This is a genomic window from Sulfitobacter sp. 1A13679, assembly GCF_043557115.1.
Lineage (GTDB): Bacteria > Pseudomonadota > Alphaproteobacteria > Rhodobacterales > Rhodobacteraceae > Sulfitobacter > Sulfitobacter faviae.
Map to the genome: position 1 here is coordinate 31,832 of NZ_JBIFFO010000018.1, position 17,385 is coordinate 49,216.

Consider the following 17,385-nt stretch of genomic DNA (forward strand, 5'->3'; position numbering starts at 1 on the left):
CCCCTGACAGGGGGTGAGGCGCGGGGGCAGGGCTTAGCCGCTGCGGTCGATCTTGGTGCTGAGGTGGATCAGGCTCTCGCTCCCCTTGACGCCGCGTGTCTCGCCGATGCGGTCAAGGGTCTCGTCCAACTCCTGCGTGGTCTGCGCCGCGATCTGCACCAGCAGGTCAAAGCGGCCCGAGGTGGTGTGCACCACCTGCACCGCCGGAAGGCTGCGCAGCCGCGCCAATACGGCGGGGCCAGCACGCAGCTCGATATTGACCAGTGCCGTGGCATGCAGCGGCGCGCGGGCCGTCTCGCCTAAACGCAGCGTATAGCCGAGGATGGCGCCGCAGCGTTCCAACCGTTCTAGCCGGGCTTGAACGGTGGTGCGGGCAAGGCCCAGACCGCGCGCCAGATCGGCGACCGGCTGGCGGGCATTGGATTGCAGCGCCGCGATCAAAGCGCGGTCGGTATCGTCAAGTTGTGCTGTCATGTCGTCACTTCGCCCAAAGTTCGCATCACTTTAGGCGGTATGACACGATGAATCGACCGAAATCCGCGCTTCACTGGGGAAAAGCAGTGAAGAGGCCCCCATGCAGCATATCGCCCCCCTTTCCGACACGCCCGCAGCCTATCTAGCGAAACACAGCCCCGATGCGCCGGTGTTGTTTCTGGCCCCATCGGTGCTGCAAGCCACCGCGCGGCGGTTTCAGGCGGATTTCGACGGGCTGGTGACCTATGCGGTCAAGGCCAACGACCGGGCCGAGGTGCTGTCGAACCTTGTCGCGGCGGGGATCACCACCTTCGATGTCGCCTCTCCGGCTGAGATGGCAGCGGTGCGGGCGGTCTGTCCGCGGGCGGTTTTGCATTACAATAACCCCGTGCGCTCGCCTTCTGAGGTCGAGGCAGGGATCGCGGCGGGGGTCTATAGCTGGTCGATCGATGACATGTCGGAACTGGCCAAGCTGCGCGACGTGCCGCGCGGCAATGAGGTGGCGGTGCGCTTCGCCTTGCCGGTGAAGGGCGCGGCCTATGACTTCGGCTCGAAATTCGGCGCGGTCCCTGAAGAGGCGGCGGTGCTGTTGCGCGCTGTGGTCGAGATGGGGTTCACGCCGTCCATGTGTTTCCACCCCGGCACGCAGTGCAACGATCCGCAGGCTTGGGTGCAATATGTCCATGCGGCGGCGGATATTCTGCGCATGGCCGGTGTTTCGATCGACCGGTTGAACATCGGCGGGGGCTTCGCCGTGGACCGCGGATTTGACGCGCCGGACCACCGGGCTGTCTTCGCCGCCGTCAAAGCGGCGCTGGCCGAGAGCTTTGGCGCGGATGCGCCTGCGCTGCTCTGCGAGCCGGGCCGGGCGATGGCGGCCGATGCCGCCGTGTTGGCCACCCGCATCAAAGGGATGCGCAACGACGGGCGCACTGTCTTTCTGAACGATGGTATCTATGGCGGGCTGCCCGATCTGCGCGACATGGGGCTTTCGGGGCTCGTCGATGTGGTCGGCCCCGATGGCATGCGGCGTCAGGGGGCGGCCAAGCCGCGTGTGGTTTTCGGTCCGACCTGCGATTCGCTGGACCGTCTGCCCGATGGTCTGCCGCTGCCCGAAGATGCGCAAACCGGGGATTACCTCCTGTTCGGGGGCATGGGGGCCTATTCCATCGCCATGTCGACCGCCTTTAATGGCTATGGGTTGGCAGGGGTGACACTGGTTTCAAGCCTTGAAGGCGCGCTTACCCGCAAGGCGGCCTGAGCCTCTGGACACTGGCGGCGCGCCCGCTACTGTTGCGCTGAAAGAGGCAGGGCAGCAAGGGCGGTGTCAGATGGAAAAGTTCGGGAAAAGCCAACCGGTCAAACGGGTGGAAGACCACCGCTTCCTGACCGGTGCGGGCCGCTATGTTGATGATATCGCCCCCGCCGAGGCGCTGCATGGCGTCTTTTTCCGCGCGCCTGTCGCCCATGGGGTGATCACTGAGTTGGACGTAGATGAGGCCCGCGCGGCGGATGGCGTGCATCTGGTGCTGACCTGCGCCGATCTGGAAGCGGCGGGAATGAATATCGCTCTGCCGCATACGGTCGTCGACAACCGCGATGGCAGCAAAGGGGCGGCGCCGCTGCGCCCGTTGCTGGCCAAGGACCGCGTGCGCTATGTGGGCGAGCCGGTGGCGCTGGTGGTGGCCGAAAGTTTGCAGCAGGCCCGCGACGCGGCGGAGATGATCCTTTTCGACGCTGACGATCTGCCCGCCAAGATAGATATCGCCCCGGGCGGTGAGACACTGCACGCAGAGGCCCCCGACAACCGCGCCTTTGACTGGCATATGGGCGATGAGGCCAAGGTCGAGGCGGCTTTTGCCAAGGCCGCCCATCGCGTCAAGCTGGAGGTGGGGGATAATCGCATCATCGTCAACTCCATGGAGCCGCGCGGCTGCTATGCCGAATGGACCGAGGGCCGCTTGCATGTGGCGCTTGGCGGGCAGGGCGTCTGGGCGCATAAGGGGTTCCTGACCAAAGCCTTCGGCCTGCCCGAGGACGCGGTGCGCGTGACCAATCCCGATGTAGGCGGTGGGTTCGGCATGAAGGCGATGACCTACCCGGAGTATTTTTGCGTGGCCCAAGCCGCGCGGGCCTTGGGCCGTCCGGTGCGCTGGATGTCGGAGCGGACCGAAGCCATGCTCACTGACAATGGCGGGCGCGATCTGGTGTCTTGGGCCGAGTTTGCCTTTGACGAAAACCACAAGATTACCGCCTACCGTGTCGATACACGCTGCAACCTTGGGGCTTATAACAGCCAGTTCGGCCAGCCGATCCAGTCGCAGCTCTTCTCCAAGGTCTTGATGGGCGTCTATGACGTGCAAGACACCTATCTGCATGTCGAAGGGTTCTACACCAACACCGTGCAGGTCGACGCCTATCGCGGGGCCGGAAGGCCCGAGGCGATCTATGTGCTGGAGCGGCTAATGGACCGCGCGGCGCGAGAGTTGGGCGTCGATCCGTGGGAGTTGCGGCGGATCAACTTCATCAAGCCTGAGCAATTCCCCTATACCACTGCCACGGGCGAGCTCTACGACGTGGGCGATTTCGCGCGGCTGCTGGCCCGGGTGGGGCAAGAGGCCGACCGCGACGGCTTTGCCGCGCGCCGTAGCGCGGATGCCAAGCGTGGCCTGCTGCGCGGGCAGGGCCTGTGCTACTATATCGAGAGCATTCTGGGCGACCCCTCCGAAGGGGCCAAAGTGGTTTTCGAGGGCGATGGCCGGGTGACGATCTATGTCGGCACCCAAAGCAATGGGCAGGGGCATGAGACGGTCTATGCGCAGTTCCTCTCGGACCAGACCGGCATCCCCGCCGAGCGGATCGACGTGGTGCAGGGCGACAGTGATCTGATCAAGAAAGGTGGCGGCACCGGCGGCTCACGCTCGGTCACCACGCAGAACACGGCGACCTTGGCCACCGTGGCCACGATCACCGAAGTCTTCACCGCCTTTCTGGCCGAAGAGTTAGGCGTCGCTGCTGCGGATATCACTTTTGACGACGAACGCTTCCGCGCGGAAGGGTCGAACATCAGCCCGACCATGCTGGAGGTGGCCGAGATGGCCCGCGCCAAGGGCCGGGACGATCTGCTCAGCCACCACGAACGCGCCAGCCTGCCGGGGCGCAGCTATCCCAACGGGGCGCATGTGGCCGAGGTGGTGATCGACCCCGAGACCGGGGTGGTGACGCTCGACCGTTACACGGTGGTCGATGATTTCGGCAATCTGATCAACCCGATGCTGGCGGAGGGGCAGGTCCACGGAGGCGTGGCCCAGGGCATCGGACAGGCGGTGCAGGAGCGCGTGGTATACGACGAGGACGGCCAGCTTCTGACCGCCACCTTTATGGACTACGCCATGCCCCGCGCGGCGGACATGCCGATGATCTCTTTCACCTCCGAACCGGTGCCCTCCACGGCCAATGTCATGGGCATGAAGGGCTGCGGGGAGGCGGGCACCGTCGGTGCCTTGGCGGCGGTGTCGAATGCGGTGCAGGATGCCCTGTGGGAACGCGGCGTGCGGCAGGCGGATATGCCGTTCACCCCGCACCGGGTCTGGGAGATGCTGCAAGGTGCCGCAATCGCAGCCGAGTAAAACCCTGTTCCAACGGCTCTTCGGGCGGTTCTGGCGGCGGCCTGAGAGCGATTTCGGCCCGCGCCGGGGGGCGGTGACCCATGTCATCATCCTTGACGGGACCATGTCCTCGCTCGACCTAGGGCGCGAGACCAACGCGGGCATCGCCTATGGCCTCTGCCGCGAGATGGGCAGCGCCCTGTCGATCTATTACGAGCCGGGGCTGCAATGGCGCGATTGGCGCAGCGCGTTGGATGTGATCCTTGGGCGCGGGATCAACCGGCAAATTCGGCGCGCCTATGGCTATCTCGCCTCGCGCTACCGTCCCGGAGATCGGATTTTCCTGATGGGCTATTCGCGCGGTGGCTATGCGGTGCGTTCGCTCGCCGGGGTGATCGAGCGTGTGGGGCTTCTGCGCGCCGAGGTGGCGACGGAGCGCAACATCCGCGATGTCTACCGCCATTACGAGGCGCATCATCTGAATAAGGCGGGCGAACTCTTTGCACGGGCCAACTGCCACCCCGAGGTGGAGATCGAGGCAATCGGCGTTTGGGACACGGTCAAATCGCTGGGCCTCAACGCGCCGTTGTTCTGGCGGTTCTCGCAGCCGCTGCACATGTTTCACAACCATGACCTGAGCCGTAACGTGAAGAACGGCTTTCAGGCGCTGGCCCTGAACGAGACCCGCGTCGCCTATGCCCCGGTGCTATGGACCACGCCCGCGGGCTATGACGGGCGGCTTGAGCAGGTCTGGTTCCCCGGCACCCATGGCGACGTGGGTGGCCAGTTGGGCGGGCATGAGGCCGCGCGCCCCTTGGCCAATATCCCGCTGGTCTGGCTGCTATCGCGGATGGAGGACAGCGGCCTGCCGCTGCCCGCAGGCTGGGCCACGCGGTTCGATCAAGACCCCGCCGCGCCCTCCATCGGGCGCTGGCGCGGCTATGGCAAGATGCTGGTGACCCGCCGCCGTCGGGTGGTGGGCGCGGACCCGTCCGAGCGACTGCACGAAAGCGTGGAGCAGCGCCGCGAACAGGCTCAGCCGCAGCCGGGGCTGCTGGCCCGGATGCAGGGTGTGATCTCCGGCCTTCAGCCGGGGTCGCGGTCCGAGGGGTGATTGATGCCATCGCTATAGGGCAGCGGCTCCATCTCCCACGGCAAGACCCCTTCGATCGCACCAAGGTTCACGCCGCATTCATCGGGGTTCGAGCGGCGGCGGTGGTGGGTGTAGATGCCGCAGGTCTTACAGAAGTAGTGCTGTGCGGTATGCGTGCCCCATGTGTAGCGCGTAAGGTTCTCGACCCCTTTCAGCACGGTCACCGTCTCGGCAAGCGCGGTCACCGTGGCGGCGGCACGGCGGCGACAAAAGGAGCAGGTACAGCGCGCGGCCGAGGCTAGCCCACGCGGAAACAGCGCTTCGATCACCACGGCCCCGCAGTGGCACGAGGCGCGGCGGGTTTCGGAGGTTTCGGTCATTTGCGTCTCACTTTCGGAATGCGACTTTCGCTCAGGTCATAATCGGCGGCGGCATGGGGCGGATGGCCGTGGGTTTGCCGCCAAAAGGCGAAACCGCCCCGCCTCAGCCAGAGTGGCAGGGTCAGCACCAGCCCCGCGATGAACCCGCCCGCATGGGCCCAGTAGGCCACACCGCCAGTGCCGGGCGTGGCCCCGATCCCGCCGATGAACTGCATCCCGAACCACAGGCCCAGCATGATCCACGCGGGGATCGCGAAGATGCGGAAAAACACGATGAAGATCACCAGAATGTCGACCTTGGCACGGGGGAAGAGCAGCAGGTAGCCCCCCATCACCCCCGCGATCGCGCCTGAGGCTCCGACCATGGGGACCCATGAGAGCGGTTCTGTCACGACTTGGCCCAGACCCGCGGCGATGCCGCAGGCAAGGTAGAACAGCAGATAGCGACCATGGCCCATCTCATCTTCGACATTGTCGCCGAATATCCACAAAAACAGCATGTTACCCGACAAATGCATCCAGCCGCCATGCAGGAATTGCGAGGTGATGAGGCCGAAATACCCCTCCCCATGGCTCAGCCGCGCGGGTAGCAGGGCGTAGCTATAGTAAAACTCGGCCAAGGCGCGCTCATCCGCCATCAGCGATAGGGAAGACAGGAACACCCCGATGTTGAGCGCCATCAGCGCATAGGTGACGAAGGGCGTTCGGCCCGAGGGGTTGTGATCGCGGATCGGGAACATGCGGGCCAGCCTTTGCCAAGTCGTCCGCAGCGTCAAGCGGCGGAGGGATCAGCGCAGTTAGCTGCGCCCGCCGGGGCATCTGTCAAGCGGAACCGAGCAAATCCCGCGCGATCCGCTCAAAAATACCGGCGCCCACGGGGATCAGATCATCGGGGAAATCGTAATCGGGGTTGTGCAGGGCGGCATAGCCCTCGCCGGGGCCGAGGCAGAGCATCGCGGCCTTGGCATCGCGCCCGAACAGGCCGAAATCCTCGGAGGCGCGCATCGGCAGGTGTATTTGCCCATGCGACACGCCGAGCGCATCCATCGCCGCGGCGGCGATCTCGTAAGCCTCGGGGTGGTTGATGGAGGCGGCGAAATGATCGGACTCGGCGAATGTCGCCGTCAAACCATGGGCGTTGGAGGCACGAGCGACCTCTGCGCGCAGGGCGGCTTCGATCTCAGCCAAAGCATCGTCGCGGGTGCTGCGCAGGGTTGCGTAAAGCGCCGCTTCGCCCGGGGCGACGCCAAAGGTCGGCTCGCCCATGCGCAGGTGGGTGAGGGTAACGAGGCGGAAGTCATCGTCCAGCGCCCCGCCGGGGCCGAGCGCTTGCAGCGTCGGGATCAACTCGGCCAGCGCGAGGGCGGGGGAGGTGCCGTCCTCGGGGCTGGCGGCATGGGCGGTCTTGCCGTGCAGGGTGACGGAGATGCCTTTCGAGGCGCAGTTGATCAGCGCGGGCGCGGTGTCGACATGGCCAAAGGGGCGGCCCGGCTCGACATGGATGGCAAAGGCGTAATCGGCAGCGATCTCGGCATAGCTGGGGTCGTTCACCACCGCCCGCGCGCCGCTGCCGTCTTCCTCGGCCGGTTGGAACATCAGCACCACGCGGCCCTTCGCGACGGGGCGGCGCGCGATCATCCGACCGAGCGCCAAGAGCATGGTCATATGGCCGTCGTGGCCGCAGACGTGGGACTTGCCCGGCACTTTGGAGACCCAAGGAATGTCATGTTCCTCGGGGATCGGCAGGGCGTCGAGTTCCGCGCGGAAGAGCACCGTGGGGCCGGGGCTGCCGCTGTCGAAAACCGCCGCTACCCCATGCCCGCCAAGGCCGGTGAGGATGCGCGTAGGGGGGAGCTTTTCCAGTTCCGCCGCGATGGTCCGGGCGGTTTCCACTTCCTCGCCCGAGATCTCGGGGTATTGGTGGAGCGCCCTGCGAAACTGCGTCAACTCTTCGATATCGCGGTTCGTCAGCATGGCGCTCCCCCTAATTGCGCGGCCCGTTCAGGCCATCATTCCCAAGAGCTGTGCATTGCCGCCCGAGGCGGTGGTGTCAACACAGACATGGCGCTCGGCGCGGACGCGCGCGGTGTCGGGCTTGCCGCGCAGAAGCGGGATGATCGCCCCCTCGCGGGCCGCCAGCGACTTGTCGATTTGCCGCGCCGTCTCCTCATCGCCCCACCAGAGCACGCCGCCATAGGCCGGGCCGGTGGTGAGCGATTCGGGGTCGATGGGGCCTGTGGCCTCAACCGCGACACCGCCGAGGGCGCGCACCGCCTTGGCCTGTGCGGTGGCCGCCTCGGCCCCCGGACCCATGCAGAGAAGCGCAGGCCGGGGCAGGGTCGACAGGCGGTTGCTCTCGCCGGTCGGCCCGGGCATCGTCTGGGTCTCCAGCACGGTCGGGGTATGCGCGGGCAGGGCGGGCAGCGTGGTCTGTTCGCTGTCCCATGTGCCCGAGGCCTCCTGATGGTCGGGCGCGGCGAAACGCGGCAGGTAGTTCGGCCCGCCCGCCTTCGGCCCGGTGCCCGAAAGCCCCTCGCCGCCGAAGGGCTGGCTGCCGACGATGGCGCCGATCTGGTTGCGGTTCACGTAGATGTTGCCCGCCTCGATCCGCTCGGACACATGCTGCACCCGGTCGTCGATCCGCGTGTGCAGGCCGAAGGTGAGGCCGTTGCCGGTGGCATTGATCGCGTCGATCACGGCGTCGAGTTCATGGCTCTTGAAGGTTGCCACATGCAGTACCGGGCCGAAGATTTCCCGCTTCATGTCGCTGATCCCGTTCACCCGCAGGATCGCGGGGCCGACGAAGGTGCCGCCTTCGGGGGCCTTCATCTCGGCGATCAGCCGGCCCTCCGCGCGGGCGGCCTCGACATGATCGACGATGGTCTGGCGCGCGGCATCATCGATCACCGGACCCACGTCGGTCGACAGATGCCACGGATCGCCAATGCGCAGCGCCTGCATCGCGCCCTTGAGCATGGTGATCAGGTCCTCGGCGATGTCCTCTTGCACATATAGGCAACGCACGGCGGAGCAGCGCTGGCCCGCGGATTGGAAGGCGCTTTCGACGATGGCCTGCACGGCCTGCTCGGGCAGGGCAGTGCTGTCGACGATCATGGCGTTAAGGCCACCGGTCTCGGCAATCAGCGGGGTGCCGGGGGCGCAGTGTTCGGCCATGTTGGCGCGGATACGCAGGGCGGTGGCGGTGGAGCCGGTGAAGGCCACGCCGTTGACGCGGGCGTCGCCGGTCAGCGCCGCGCCCACCTCGCCGCCGCCCGGCAGCAGTTGCAGCGCCGCGCGCGGCACGCCGGCTTCATGCAGCACCTTGACGGCAAGCTGCGCGATGAGCGGGGTCTGCTCGGCAGGTTTGGCCAGTACGGCATTGCCAGCGGCCAGTGCTGCCGTGACCTGCCCACAGAAGATGGCGAGCGGGAAGTTCCACGGCGAGATGCAGGTGAAGATGCCCGCGGGGGGCTCGTTGGTGGCCTGTCCGGCGTAGTAGCGCAGGAAATCCACCGCCTCGCGCAGCTCGGCCACGCAGTCGGGCAGACCCTTGCCAGCCTCGCGGGCGAGGATGGCGAAGATCTCGCCGTAGCGGTCCTCAAGCATGTCAGCGGCGCGCAAAAGCGTGGCGCGGCGAGTGTTGAGAGGCGCGTCCCAAGGCGCGGCAGTGTCGAGCGCCGTGGCCACATCGGCCTTGGAGGCAGGGCGCACGGTCCCGGGGGAGGTGCCCCCGGTGGGATTGGCGACGGTTTCAGCCGCCTCCGGCGCAGCTTCGCCCGCGAGCAGCGGTGCGGCTTCCCATGTTGCCTCCGCAAAGGGCGCACGGGCTTCTTCGATCGCAGCGAGGGTTGGGGTATGCGCCAGATCGAAGCCGCGCGCATTGGCGCGCTGCGGCTGGAACACCTCCGGCCCTTTCGGGATCGTTGGGGCGTTGTCCTGAAGTTGGTCGAAGGGATCGGCGGCCACGACTTCGGGCGGCACGTCCTCGTCAACGATCTGGTTCACGAAGCTGGAGTTCGCGCCGTTCTCCAAGAGACGCCGGACAAGATAGGCCAGCAGATCGCGGTGCGCGCCGACGGGGGCGTAGATGCGGCAGCGGGTGCCGTGGTGGCGCATGACGATGTCATGCAGGGTCTCGCCCATGCCGTGCAGGCGCTGGAACTCGTAAGCCTCGGGGTCGTCGGCCATATGCAGCACGGCGGCGACTGTATGGGCGTTATGGGTGGCGAACTGCGGGTAGATGCGGTCGGTCATGCCCAAGAGCTTACGGGCATTGGCGATGTAGCTCACATCCGTCGCGGCCTTGCGGGTGAAGACCGGGAATCCGTCGATCCCCTCGACCTGCGCTTGCTTGATCTCGGTGTCCCAATAAGCGCCTTTCACCAACCGCACCATGATGCGGCGGTCATGACGCTGCGCCATGTCGTAGAGCGTGTCGATTACCACGCCGGCGCGGGGGCCGTAGGCCTGCACGACCACGCCGAAGCCGTCCCAGCCGGCCAAGGCAGGCTCGCCCATCACCGTGTCGATCACCTCGAGCGAGAGTGCCAAACGGTCGGCCTCCTCGGCATCGATGTTGAGGCCCATTCCGGCGGATTTTGCCAAGAGCGCCAGCGCCCGAAGGCGCGGCACCAGATCGCGCATCACGGCCTCTTCCTGCGCCAGCTCGTAACGCGGGTGCAGGGCCGAGAGCTTGACCGAAATGCCGGGGTTCTTGCGGATGTCGTCATGGGTGCAGGAATCTGCAATGGCCGAGATCGCGCGGGAGTAGCTGAGATGATAGCGCTTGGCATCGGCCTCGGTCCGTGCGGCTTCGCCCAGCATGTCGTAGCTATAGGTGAAGCCCTTCTTTTCCATGCCGCGGGCACGCTTCATCGCGGCCTGAATGTCTTCGCCCAGAACGAACTGGCGGCCCATCTCGCGCATGGCGCGGCTGACGGCGGTGCGGATCACCGGCTCCCCCAGACGTTTGATCGCCGCGCGCAGGTGGCGCACCGGGCCGGGCTGGTCGTCGTCCAGCACGCGGCCCGTCAGCATCAGCGCCCATGTCGACGCGTTGACGAGGCTGGAGGTCGAATGCCCCATATGACGGCCCCAGTCCGAGGGGGCGATCTTATCCTCGATCAGCGCGTCGATGGTCTCGGCATCCGGCACGCGCAGCAGCGCTTCGGCCAGACACATGAGCGCCACGCCTTCCTCGGTGCTGAGCCCGTATTCGGCGAGGAAGACCTCCATCATGCCGGGGGCCGAGGTGCCGCGGATGTCACGCACCAGACCCGCCGCATCGGCGGTGATCTTGGCGCGGTCCTCGGGCGAAAGATCGGCCTGTGCCTTGAGCTCGGTCAGCAGCGCGTCAGGCTCGGCATAGGTGCGCGCGTCGATGGTTTGGCGAAGGGCGGGGGCGTGATCGAGGGCCATGGCAAGCTCCAGTTGATGTTTGGACCAGAATACCGCATGTTGAGAAGGCTAATCGACTTAATATGTATTGCATTATAGTCGTTATGACCGAACTACCGGGGTATCACATGCCAAATGAACTTTTCAATCTGGACCGGTTCGACAGCGCGATTCTATCGGTGTTGGCCGAAGACGGGCGCATCAGCATCACCGATCTTGCCCGCCGCATCGGCCTGTCGAAATCCCCCACCCAAGCGCGTCTGCGCCGGTTGGAGGAAAGCGGCGTTATCCTTGGCTATCGTGCCCTGTTGGACCCGATCCGGCTGGGGCTGGATCACGTCGCCTTTGTCGAGGTGCGCCTGAACGACACGCGCGAGGCCGCCTTGCGGGCTTTTAACCTCGCCGTGGCCAAGGTGCCTGAGATCGAACAGGCCCATATGATCGCGAGCCATTTCGACTATCTGATTAAGGTGCGGACGCGGAACATGTCGGAATATCGCCGCTTTCTGGGGGAGGTCATCTCAACCCTGCCGCATGTGGCCAGCACCTCGACCTATGTGGCGATGGAGGCGGTGAAGGAAACCATGCTGGCCGATACGGCCTGAAGCATCGTGTTAGAACCATGGGGCCGGGGGCATTCGCCCATTTACACCGCCCGCGTGATGCTTATTGTGCGCCCCGATGCGGGCGTGATGGAATGGTAGACATACCAGACTTAAAATCTGTTGGGGCGTAGCCCCGTGTGGGTTCGAGTCCCACCGCCCGCACCACTGTTTTCAAAGACTTAGCTTGCCTTCGCCAGCGTCGCAGGCTCTGCCAATTGCGTGGCGCCGGGGATAAACACGGTAAAGGTCGTGCCCTGACCGAGCGTGCTTTTGACCGTAATGTCGCCGCCATGGGCAAGGGCCAGTTTCTTGCAGATCGCGAGCCCCAGCCCGGTGCCGCCCTCGGCGCGGTCATCGGCATCTTCGATCTGGGTGAAAGCTTCGAAAATGCGGTCCAGATCCTGTGCGGCGATGCCAACGCCATTGTCTTCGACCTCGAGAACAAACCCGCCCGCGTGCAGGCGCGCACGCAGATAGATGTCCCGCGCCTTGGAGAATTTCAGCGCATTGCCGACGATATGGCCCAGCAGTTGCAGGCTGCGGCGGCGGTCAGCGGTGACGGTAAGCGGCGGGGTGTCGATATGCAGCGTGGCGGTCTTGTCATGCGCGGCGCCGTGGTGCTCTTCGACCACTTCCTCCAAAAGCGTGCGGGTGTCGAAGGCGGTCTTGTCGAGCGCGAGGTCGTTCAACTCCATATTCGTATAGTCGAGGATGTCGTTGATAATGGTCAACAATTGCCCGCCCGCGAATTTGATGCGCTGGCCGTAGAGTTCCGCCTGATCGCCCATCTTGGTGAAATGCTCGGTCTCCGGTTTTTCATCCGGGCCGAGCTTGGCGAGGTTGTGGCGTTTGAGTTCCGATAGGAAGCTGGCGTAGCCGATCACGATGGTCAGCGGGGTGCGCAATTCGTGGCTCAGCACGCTCATGAATTCCGATTTCGCCCGGCTGGCGCTTTCGGCGGCATCGCGGGCCTTTCGCAGTTCCTGGACGCTTTCGTTGCGGGTGCGGTTTTCGACAACATAGCTAAAGAGCGCGGCCAGCGCGATGATGGCGGCGGTGCCGGCGATGATCAGCGCGATTAATCTATATTCAACCGGGTTGGCATAGAGCGGCTGCGCGGCGACCGGGGTGACCTGAAAGGCAGCCATGCCGGTGAAATGGAGCAGGATGATCGCCAGCGCCAAAAGCGCGGTCATCCACAGCACGCTGCCCTTGCCCCCACGGCCAGCTGCGCCAAGCGCGAGGGTTGCAAGGACAACCGCGATGATGACAGAGGCGGTCAGATAGCCCATGTCCCAATGGATCGCGCCCTGCACGCGATAGGCCACCATGCCGGTATAATGCATGGCCGAAATCGCCAGCCCAAAGATCGTCCCGCCCAGAACTGTGGCCCGCCGGGATTTGAGCAGCCCGGCGATGACGACGCCCAGAATCGAGCCGACGATGGCGATGATCAGCGACAGGAAGGTGAGCGAGAAATGGAACGTCGCCGGCGCGTCGAGTTGATAGGCAAGGATCGCGATGAAATGGGTGCACCAGATCGTCACCCCCGCTGTCATCGCGGTCAGATAGCACCAAATCAACGCTTGGCGACGCGGCTGTTCAAGCACATGCCGATAGAGCCGTGCCACCACCCAGCTGCCGAAGATACAAAGAAGTGCTGCAAGCAGCACGAGCCCGAGGTCGTGATCGTGATGAATTGTATGGGCGACCCGGAACATCTTTATCCTATCTGATATTAACACTTGGTTAATTGCTGTCGGAATAGGGCGAAAATAAGTCTCTCGCAAGTTCACACTGTGCCTACATTTTTTAACTCCGTGGTAAGACCTTGCCGCTAATCCTCCCCCAAGGTCGGCAGTGGGGCGGGATGAAGCAGAGGCGGCAGATGGCAGGTTCAGGGAAAGGAGGGCGATCGTTTAACCTCTTACGGCGCATGGTTTTTTGCCTGCGGGGCTATGTTGCTCGGATGCTGGGCTCCGCTGTGCGGTGCGGCGCGTCGGGGCCCAACGGGCCGCGTGAGAGGGGGAGGATGTCAGACGGAGATACCACTGCTGGGGAGGACAGCCTTACCTCAGGGCAACTCCCGCTCATCTCCATCGTTTTCGCGGCAGAGCGGCGCATGTTTAGGCGGAACCTTGATGGTCGGCCCAAGGGAGGGCTTCGCGGGGCGCTTATGCCCTCTCCCGGCCTCGCGGGCGGGAAGGGGGCCGCGGGTGAGGCCATCCTATCCCCCGTGAAAGCCGATATGGCCGAAATCGACGTGGTATTCACTCCCGATGGGCGCGTTTGCCATGCCAATGAGGCGGCCTGCGGTGTCACCTATGGGCTGGGGGATTGTCTGATCGGGCAGCATATCAGCGATCTGTTCGGGCCGCGGCTCTGCGATGGGGCTGAGATCGGCACGCTTTGGGCGCAGGCGCTTGAGGGGCTGGTGCCGCAGGGCGGCTTTCAGATGCACCCGGGGGAGGAGACGGCCCGGATTGTCCACGGTTGGCTCACGGCGGAGCGGGATCCCGAGGGGCGGGGGCATGGCGTCCGGTTTCGGGGTGTGGAGGCGGCGGCGAATGGCGTGGGACCGGTGCGCGCGGTCTCAGTGGGAAAGCGCGCGCGGCGCGGTTAGCGCAATGCCCGTGCCGCAAAGTGAACCAGCGGCGCATAACACGCGCCGCTGTTCCTAGATTTCTGATCAGCCGCGCTTACCGGCGAAACGTTCCGCCCAGCTTTCGCGGTCCTCATCGCTGATCTTGGCAAAAAGCACCTCGGGCACTTCAAAGCCGTGGCCTTGGGCAAGCTTGCCCAAGGCCGCGGGCACATCGTCGGGCCAAGGCATGTCTTCGACTTTCATCGCCTCCAGCATCGAGGCCGAGGCCGTGGGGATGAAGGGTGCGGAAAGCACGGCGTAGAGCGGGATCAGGTTCAGCGCCAGCCGCACCTGCGCCGCCGCGCGGTCGGGGTCGGTCTTGAAGGTGGTCCAAGGCGCTTGGGCTTGCAGATATTCGTTGCCCGCCGCCCAAATGCCGCGCAGTTCGGCGGCGGATTTGCGGACCTCCATCGCCTCCATCAACGTCTCGTAACGGGCGACGCGGGCGGTGATGTCTTCGATCAGCGCCTGCTCCGCCTCGCCGTATTCACCGGCCTCGGGCACCGCTTCGCCGAACTTCGAGCGGCAGAATTTGGTGATCCGGCTGACGAAGTTGCCCAGCACGTCGGCCAAGTCCTTGTTCACCGAGGCTTGAAAGTTTTCCCAAGTGAATTCAGCATCCGAGGTCTCGGGCGCGTGGCTCAAGAGCCACCAGCGCCAGTAATCCGCCGGCAGGATTTCCAACGCCTGATCCATGAAGACGCCGCGCCCGCGCGAGGTGGAGAACTGACCGCCGTCATAATTGAGGTAATTGAAGGACTTGATGTAATCCACCAGCTTCCACGGCTCGCCCGAGCCCTTGATCGTGGCGGGGAAGCTGAGCGTGTGGAAGGGGACATTGTCCTTGCCCATGAACTGGGTGTAGCGCACGTCTTCAGCGCCCTTGTCGGTGCGCCACCAGCTTTCCCAATCGGTGCCCTTGCCCGCATCGACCCATTCCTGCGCGCAGGCGATGTATTCGATGGGCGCGTCGAACCAGACGTAGAAGACCTTGCCCTCCATGCCCGGCCAGTCCTGATCGCCGCGTTTCACCGGCACGCCCCAGCTCAGGTCACGAGTGATGCCGCGGTCTTGCAGCCCGTGTCCGTCATGCAGCCATTTCTTGGCGATGGAGGTGGTCAGCACGGGCCAGTCTGTCTTGCTGTCGATCCAAGCGTCGAGCTCGTCCTTGAGCTGGCTTTGCTTGAGGAACAGGTGCTTCGTCTCGCGCATCTCCAGATCAGTAGCGCCCGAGATGGTCGAGCGCGGGTTGATCAGGTCTTCGGGGTCAAGCTGCTTGGTGCAATTGTCGCACTGATCGCCGCGTGCATCCTCGAAGCCGCAGTTGGGGCAGGTGCCCTCGACATAGCGGTCGGGGAGGAAGCGCCCGTCGGTCGGCGAGTAAATCTGCCGTTGGGAGACCTCTTCGATCAGCCCGCGGTCGGCCAGCGCGCCCGCGAAATGCTGCGTGAGCTTGCGGTTCTGCGGGCTGGACGAGCGGCCAAAGTGATCGAAGGACAGGCCGAACCCTTCGGCGATGCGGGCCTGTGTTTCATACATCTCGGCGCAATATTCATCGACCGGTTTGCCTGCCTTTGCGGCGGCAAGCTCGGCGGGGGTGCCGTGCTCGTCCGTGGCGCAGAGGAACAGAACATCCTGCCCCCGGCCACGCTGATAGCGCGCGTAGAGGTCCGCAGGCAGCTGACTGCCCACGAGGTTACCCAGATGTTTGATCCCGTTGATATAGGGGATGGCGGAAGTGATGAGGTGGCGTGTCATATAAATATTCCCGTGCTTGGCGCAGCCTTATCGCAAGGGCTGCGCCAGTTCCAGCAAAAGACGGGACCGGTCAGTCGCGGTCCCGCGCGCGGCCCAGGAGCCGCCCGATGAGAAAGCTGGTCCGGGGCGCATAGACATAGGGCGTCCGCTCGGCCAGAGTGGGCCGGGCGCGCATCCGGGCGAGGCCAAAAAGCACGAGCCCTCCGTGGGCCGCCGCGATCATCGCAAAGAGCGCCGCGGCGCCGAAATTGTCGATCAGGACCGAGGCGAGGTAGGGCGCGCCGATGGCCCCCACGGCAAAGAAGAACATTAAAGCGGCCGACAGCTCCACCCGCTCGTCCGAACTGGCGAAGTCATGGGCGTGGGCGGCGGAGACCGAGTAGATCGGAAAAGTTGTGGCCCCAAAAAGCCCGGCGGAGAGCATGATCCCCGCCGTGCCATAGCCCGCCCCCATCACCGTGACGGCACAGCCGCCCATCGCAGCGACCGAGAGCCAGATCAGCACCCAGCGGCGGTCGAACTTATCGGCCAGCATCCCCATGGGATATTGCGCAAGCGCGCCGCCCAAGACGAAGGCGGCAAGGAACCACGCGATCTGAGGCGCGCTGAGGCCGACTTCTTGGCCGTAGATCGGCCCGACCATGCGGAAAGATGCGCTGGAGACGGCGGCCACGATGACCCCCGCCGCCGCCAGCGGCGAGCGGTCAAAGGCAAGGCGCGGGCGCAGCCGTGGCTGGCTAGGTGTTTCGGGCGGGCGGACCTTGGTGAGCGTCAGCGGCAAGAGGGCGGCACAGCAGCCGATGGCCAGCAGGTTGTAAGAGACGTAAGACGCCGGGGCGAGCACGCCCACGATCAACTGCGCGGCGAGCGAGCCGCTCATGTCCACCACCCGGTAAACGCCCATGGTGCGCCCGCGGGTCTCATTGGTGACCTTGGCCTGCATCCATGCTTCGATCACCGTATAGCAGCCCGCCACGCACATGCCTGACGCGACACGCATCAGCCCCCATGCGTAGGGGTCCACCACCATCATATGCGCCATCAGGCCGATTGATCCGGCGGCGGTGAAGGCCGCAAAGGCGCGGCTGTGGCCGACGCTGCCCATCAACCGAGGCGCCCACCAGCAGCCGATGAAGAACCCCAGAAAATGGGCCGAGCCGAGCATACCGATTTCCTGTCGGCTGAACCCAAGCTGCGCGCCTGACAGCACGTCGATCGGCCCCACGCCTCCGGTGGAGAGTTGCAGAAGGATGACCGAGAAGAACAGGGCGGCGAAGGATATGAGCAGGCGCATGGGCGCAGATTGCGTCCATTGCTCCCCAAACGGAAGGCCGAAAGCACCGGGGCTGCGCTTTTGTCGGGGTGCTAGGATCGGCGCGGGGCAATTGCCCTTGCGAAGGCCGGGCAGGCGGCTAGGTTGCGGGCA

General features: G+C 65.0%; 13 protein-coding genes and 1 tRNA gene. 6 read left to right on the forward strand and 8 right to left on the reverse strand.

Going from position 1 to position 17,385, the window contains the following annotated elements; all coding sequences use genetic code 11:
* Positions 1 to 33 precede the first annotated feature (33 nt).
* On the reverse strand, positions 34 to 474 hold the full coding sequence (locus tag ACGYLA_RS14215) for an Lrp/AsnC family transcriptional regulator (protein ID WP_394433361.1): 441 nt from the start codon (positions 472 to 474) through the stop codon (positions 34 to 36).
* A gap of 100 nt (positions 475 to 574) precedes the next feature.
* Between ACGYLA_RS14215 and ACGYLA_RS14220 the strand changes: the two genes are divergently transcribed.
* From ACGYLA_RS14220 to ACGYLA_RS14230, 3 genes are all read left to right on the forward strand, one after another.
* On the forward strand, positions 575 to 1,735 hold the full coding sequence (locus ACGYLA_RS14220) for a type III PLP-dependent enzyme (protein ID WP_394433364.1): 1,161 nt from the start codon (positions 575 to 577) through the stop codon (positions 1,733 to 1,735).
* Between the two features lie 70 nt (positions 1,736 to 1,805).
* A complete protein-coding gene (locus ACGYLA_RS14225) occupies positions 1,806 to 4,103 on the forward strand; it encodes a xanthine dehydrogenase family protein molybdopterin-binding subunit (RefSeq protein ID WP_394433366.1) in 2,298 nt (765 codons plus the stop codon).
* A complete protein-coding gene (locus ACGYLA_RS14230) occupies positions 4,081 to 5,196 on the forward strand; it encodes a DUF2235 domain-containing protein (protein WP_394433368.1) in 1,116 nt (371 codons plus the stop codon). Before ACGYLA_RS14225 ends, ACGYLA_RS14230 begins: the two co-directional genes overlap by 23 nt.
* Here ACGYLA_RS14230 and ACGYLA_RS14235 read toward each other — a convergent pair.
* The 4 genes from ACGYLA_RS14235 to putA form a co-directional block, all read right to left on the reverse strand.
* Positions 5,169 to 5,555, reverse strand: a complete 387-nt coding sequence (locus ACGYLA_RS14235; protein ID WP_394433370.1) for a GFA family protein — start codon at positions 5,553 to 5,555, stop codon at positions 5,169 to 5,171. The genes ACGYLA_RS14230 and ACGYLA_RS14235 overlap by 28 nt on opposite strands.
* A complete protein-coding gene (locus ACGYLA_RS14240; protein ID WP_394433372.1) occupies positions 5,552 to 6,295 on the reverse strand; it encodes a rhomboid family intramembrane serine protease in 744 nt (247 codons plus the stop codon). The genes ACGYLA_RS14235 and ACGYLA_RS14240 overlap by 4 nt, the downstream gene beginning before the upstream one ends.
* Positions 6,296 to 6,377: 82 nt before the next feature.
* Positions 6,378 to 7,529: an amidohydrolase gene (locus ACGYLA_RS14245; protein WP_394433375.1), complete on the reverse strand. Its 1,152-nt coding sequence runs from the start codon at positions 7,527 to 7,529 to the stop codon at positions 6,378 to 6,380.
* Positions 7,530 to 7,556: 27 nt separating this feature from the next.
* Positions 7,557 to 10,973 carry a bifunctional proline dehydrogenase/L-glutamate gamma-semialdehyde dehydrogenase PutA gene (gene putA, locus ACGYLA_RS14250; protein WP_394433377.1) on the reverse strand — a complete coding sequence of 1,139 codons (3,417 nt, stop codon included), beginning with the start codon at positions 10,971 to 10,973 and terminating at the stop codon, positions 7,557 to 7,559.
* Positions 10,974 to 11,080: 107 nt separating this feature from the next.
* Between putA and ACGYLA_RS14255 the strand changes: the two genes are divergently transcribed.
* Entirely contained in the window at positions 11,081 to 11,557 is a 477-nt protein-coding gene (locus ACGYLA_RS14255) for an Lrp/AsnC family transcriptional regulator (protein WP_394419336.1), read from the forward strand.
* Positions 11,558 to 11,635: 78 nt separating this feature from the next.
* A tRNA-Leu gene (locus tag ACGYLA_RS14260) sits at positions 11,636 to 11,722 on the forward strand.
* A 14-nt stretch (positions 11,723 to 11,736) separates the two neighbouring features.
* Here ACGYLA_RS14260 and ACGYLA_RS14265 read toward each other — a convergent pair.
* Positions 11,737 to 13,278 carry an MHYT domain-containing protein gene (locus ACGYLA_RS14265; RefSeq protein WP_394433379.1) on the reverse strand — a complete coding sequence of 514 codons (1,542 nt, stop codon included), beginning with the start codon at positions 13,276 to 13,278 and terminating at the stop codon, positions 11,737 to 11,739.
* A 311-nt stretch (positions 13,279 to 13,589) separates the two neighbouring features.
* Between ACGYLA_RS14265 and ACGYLA_RS14270 the strand changes: the two genes are divergently transcribed.
* The gene (locus ACGYLA_RS14270; protein WP_394433381.1) at positions 13,590 to 14,180 is read left to right on the forward strand and encodes a PAS domain-containing protein; all 591 of its coding nucleotides are present in this window, start codon (positions 13,590 to 13,592) and stop codon (positions 14,178 to 14,180) included.
* Between the two features lie 66 nt (positions 14,181 to 14,246).
* Here the strand turns inward: ACGYLA_RS14270 and metG are convergent, their stop codons facing one another.
* Both metG and ACGYLA_RS14280 read right to left on the reverse strand, forming a co-directional pair.
* Positions 14,247 to 15,959: a methionine--tRNA ligase gene (gene metG, locus ACGYLA_RS14275; protein ID WP_394433383.1), complete on the reverse strand. Its 1,713-nt coding sequence runs from the start codon at positions 15,957 to 15,959 to the stop codon at positions 14,247 to 14,249.
* A 70-nt stretch (positions 15,960 to 16,029) separates the two neighbouring features.
* A complete protein-coding gene (locus ACGYLA_RS14280) occupies positions 16,030 to 17,253 on the reverse strand; it encodes an MFS transporter (RefSeq protein ID WP_394433385.1) in 1,224 nt (407 codons plus the stop codon).
* Positions 17,254 to 17,385 lie beyond the last annotated feature (132 nt).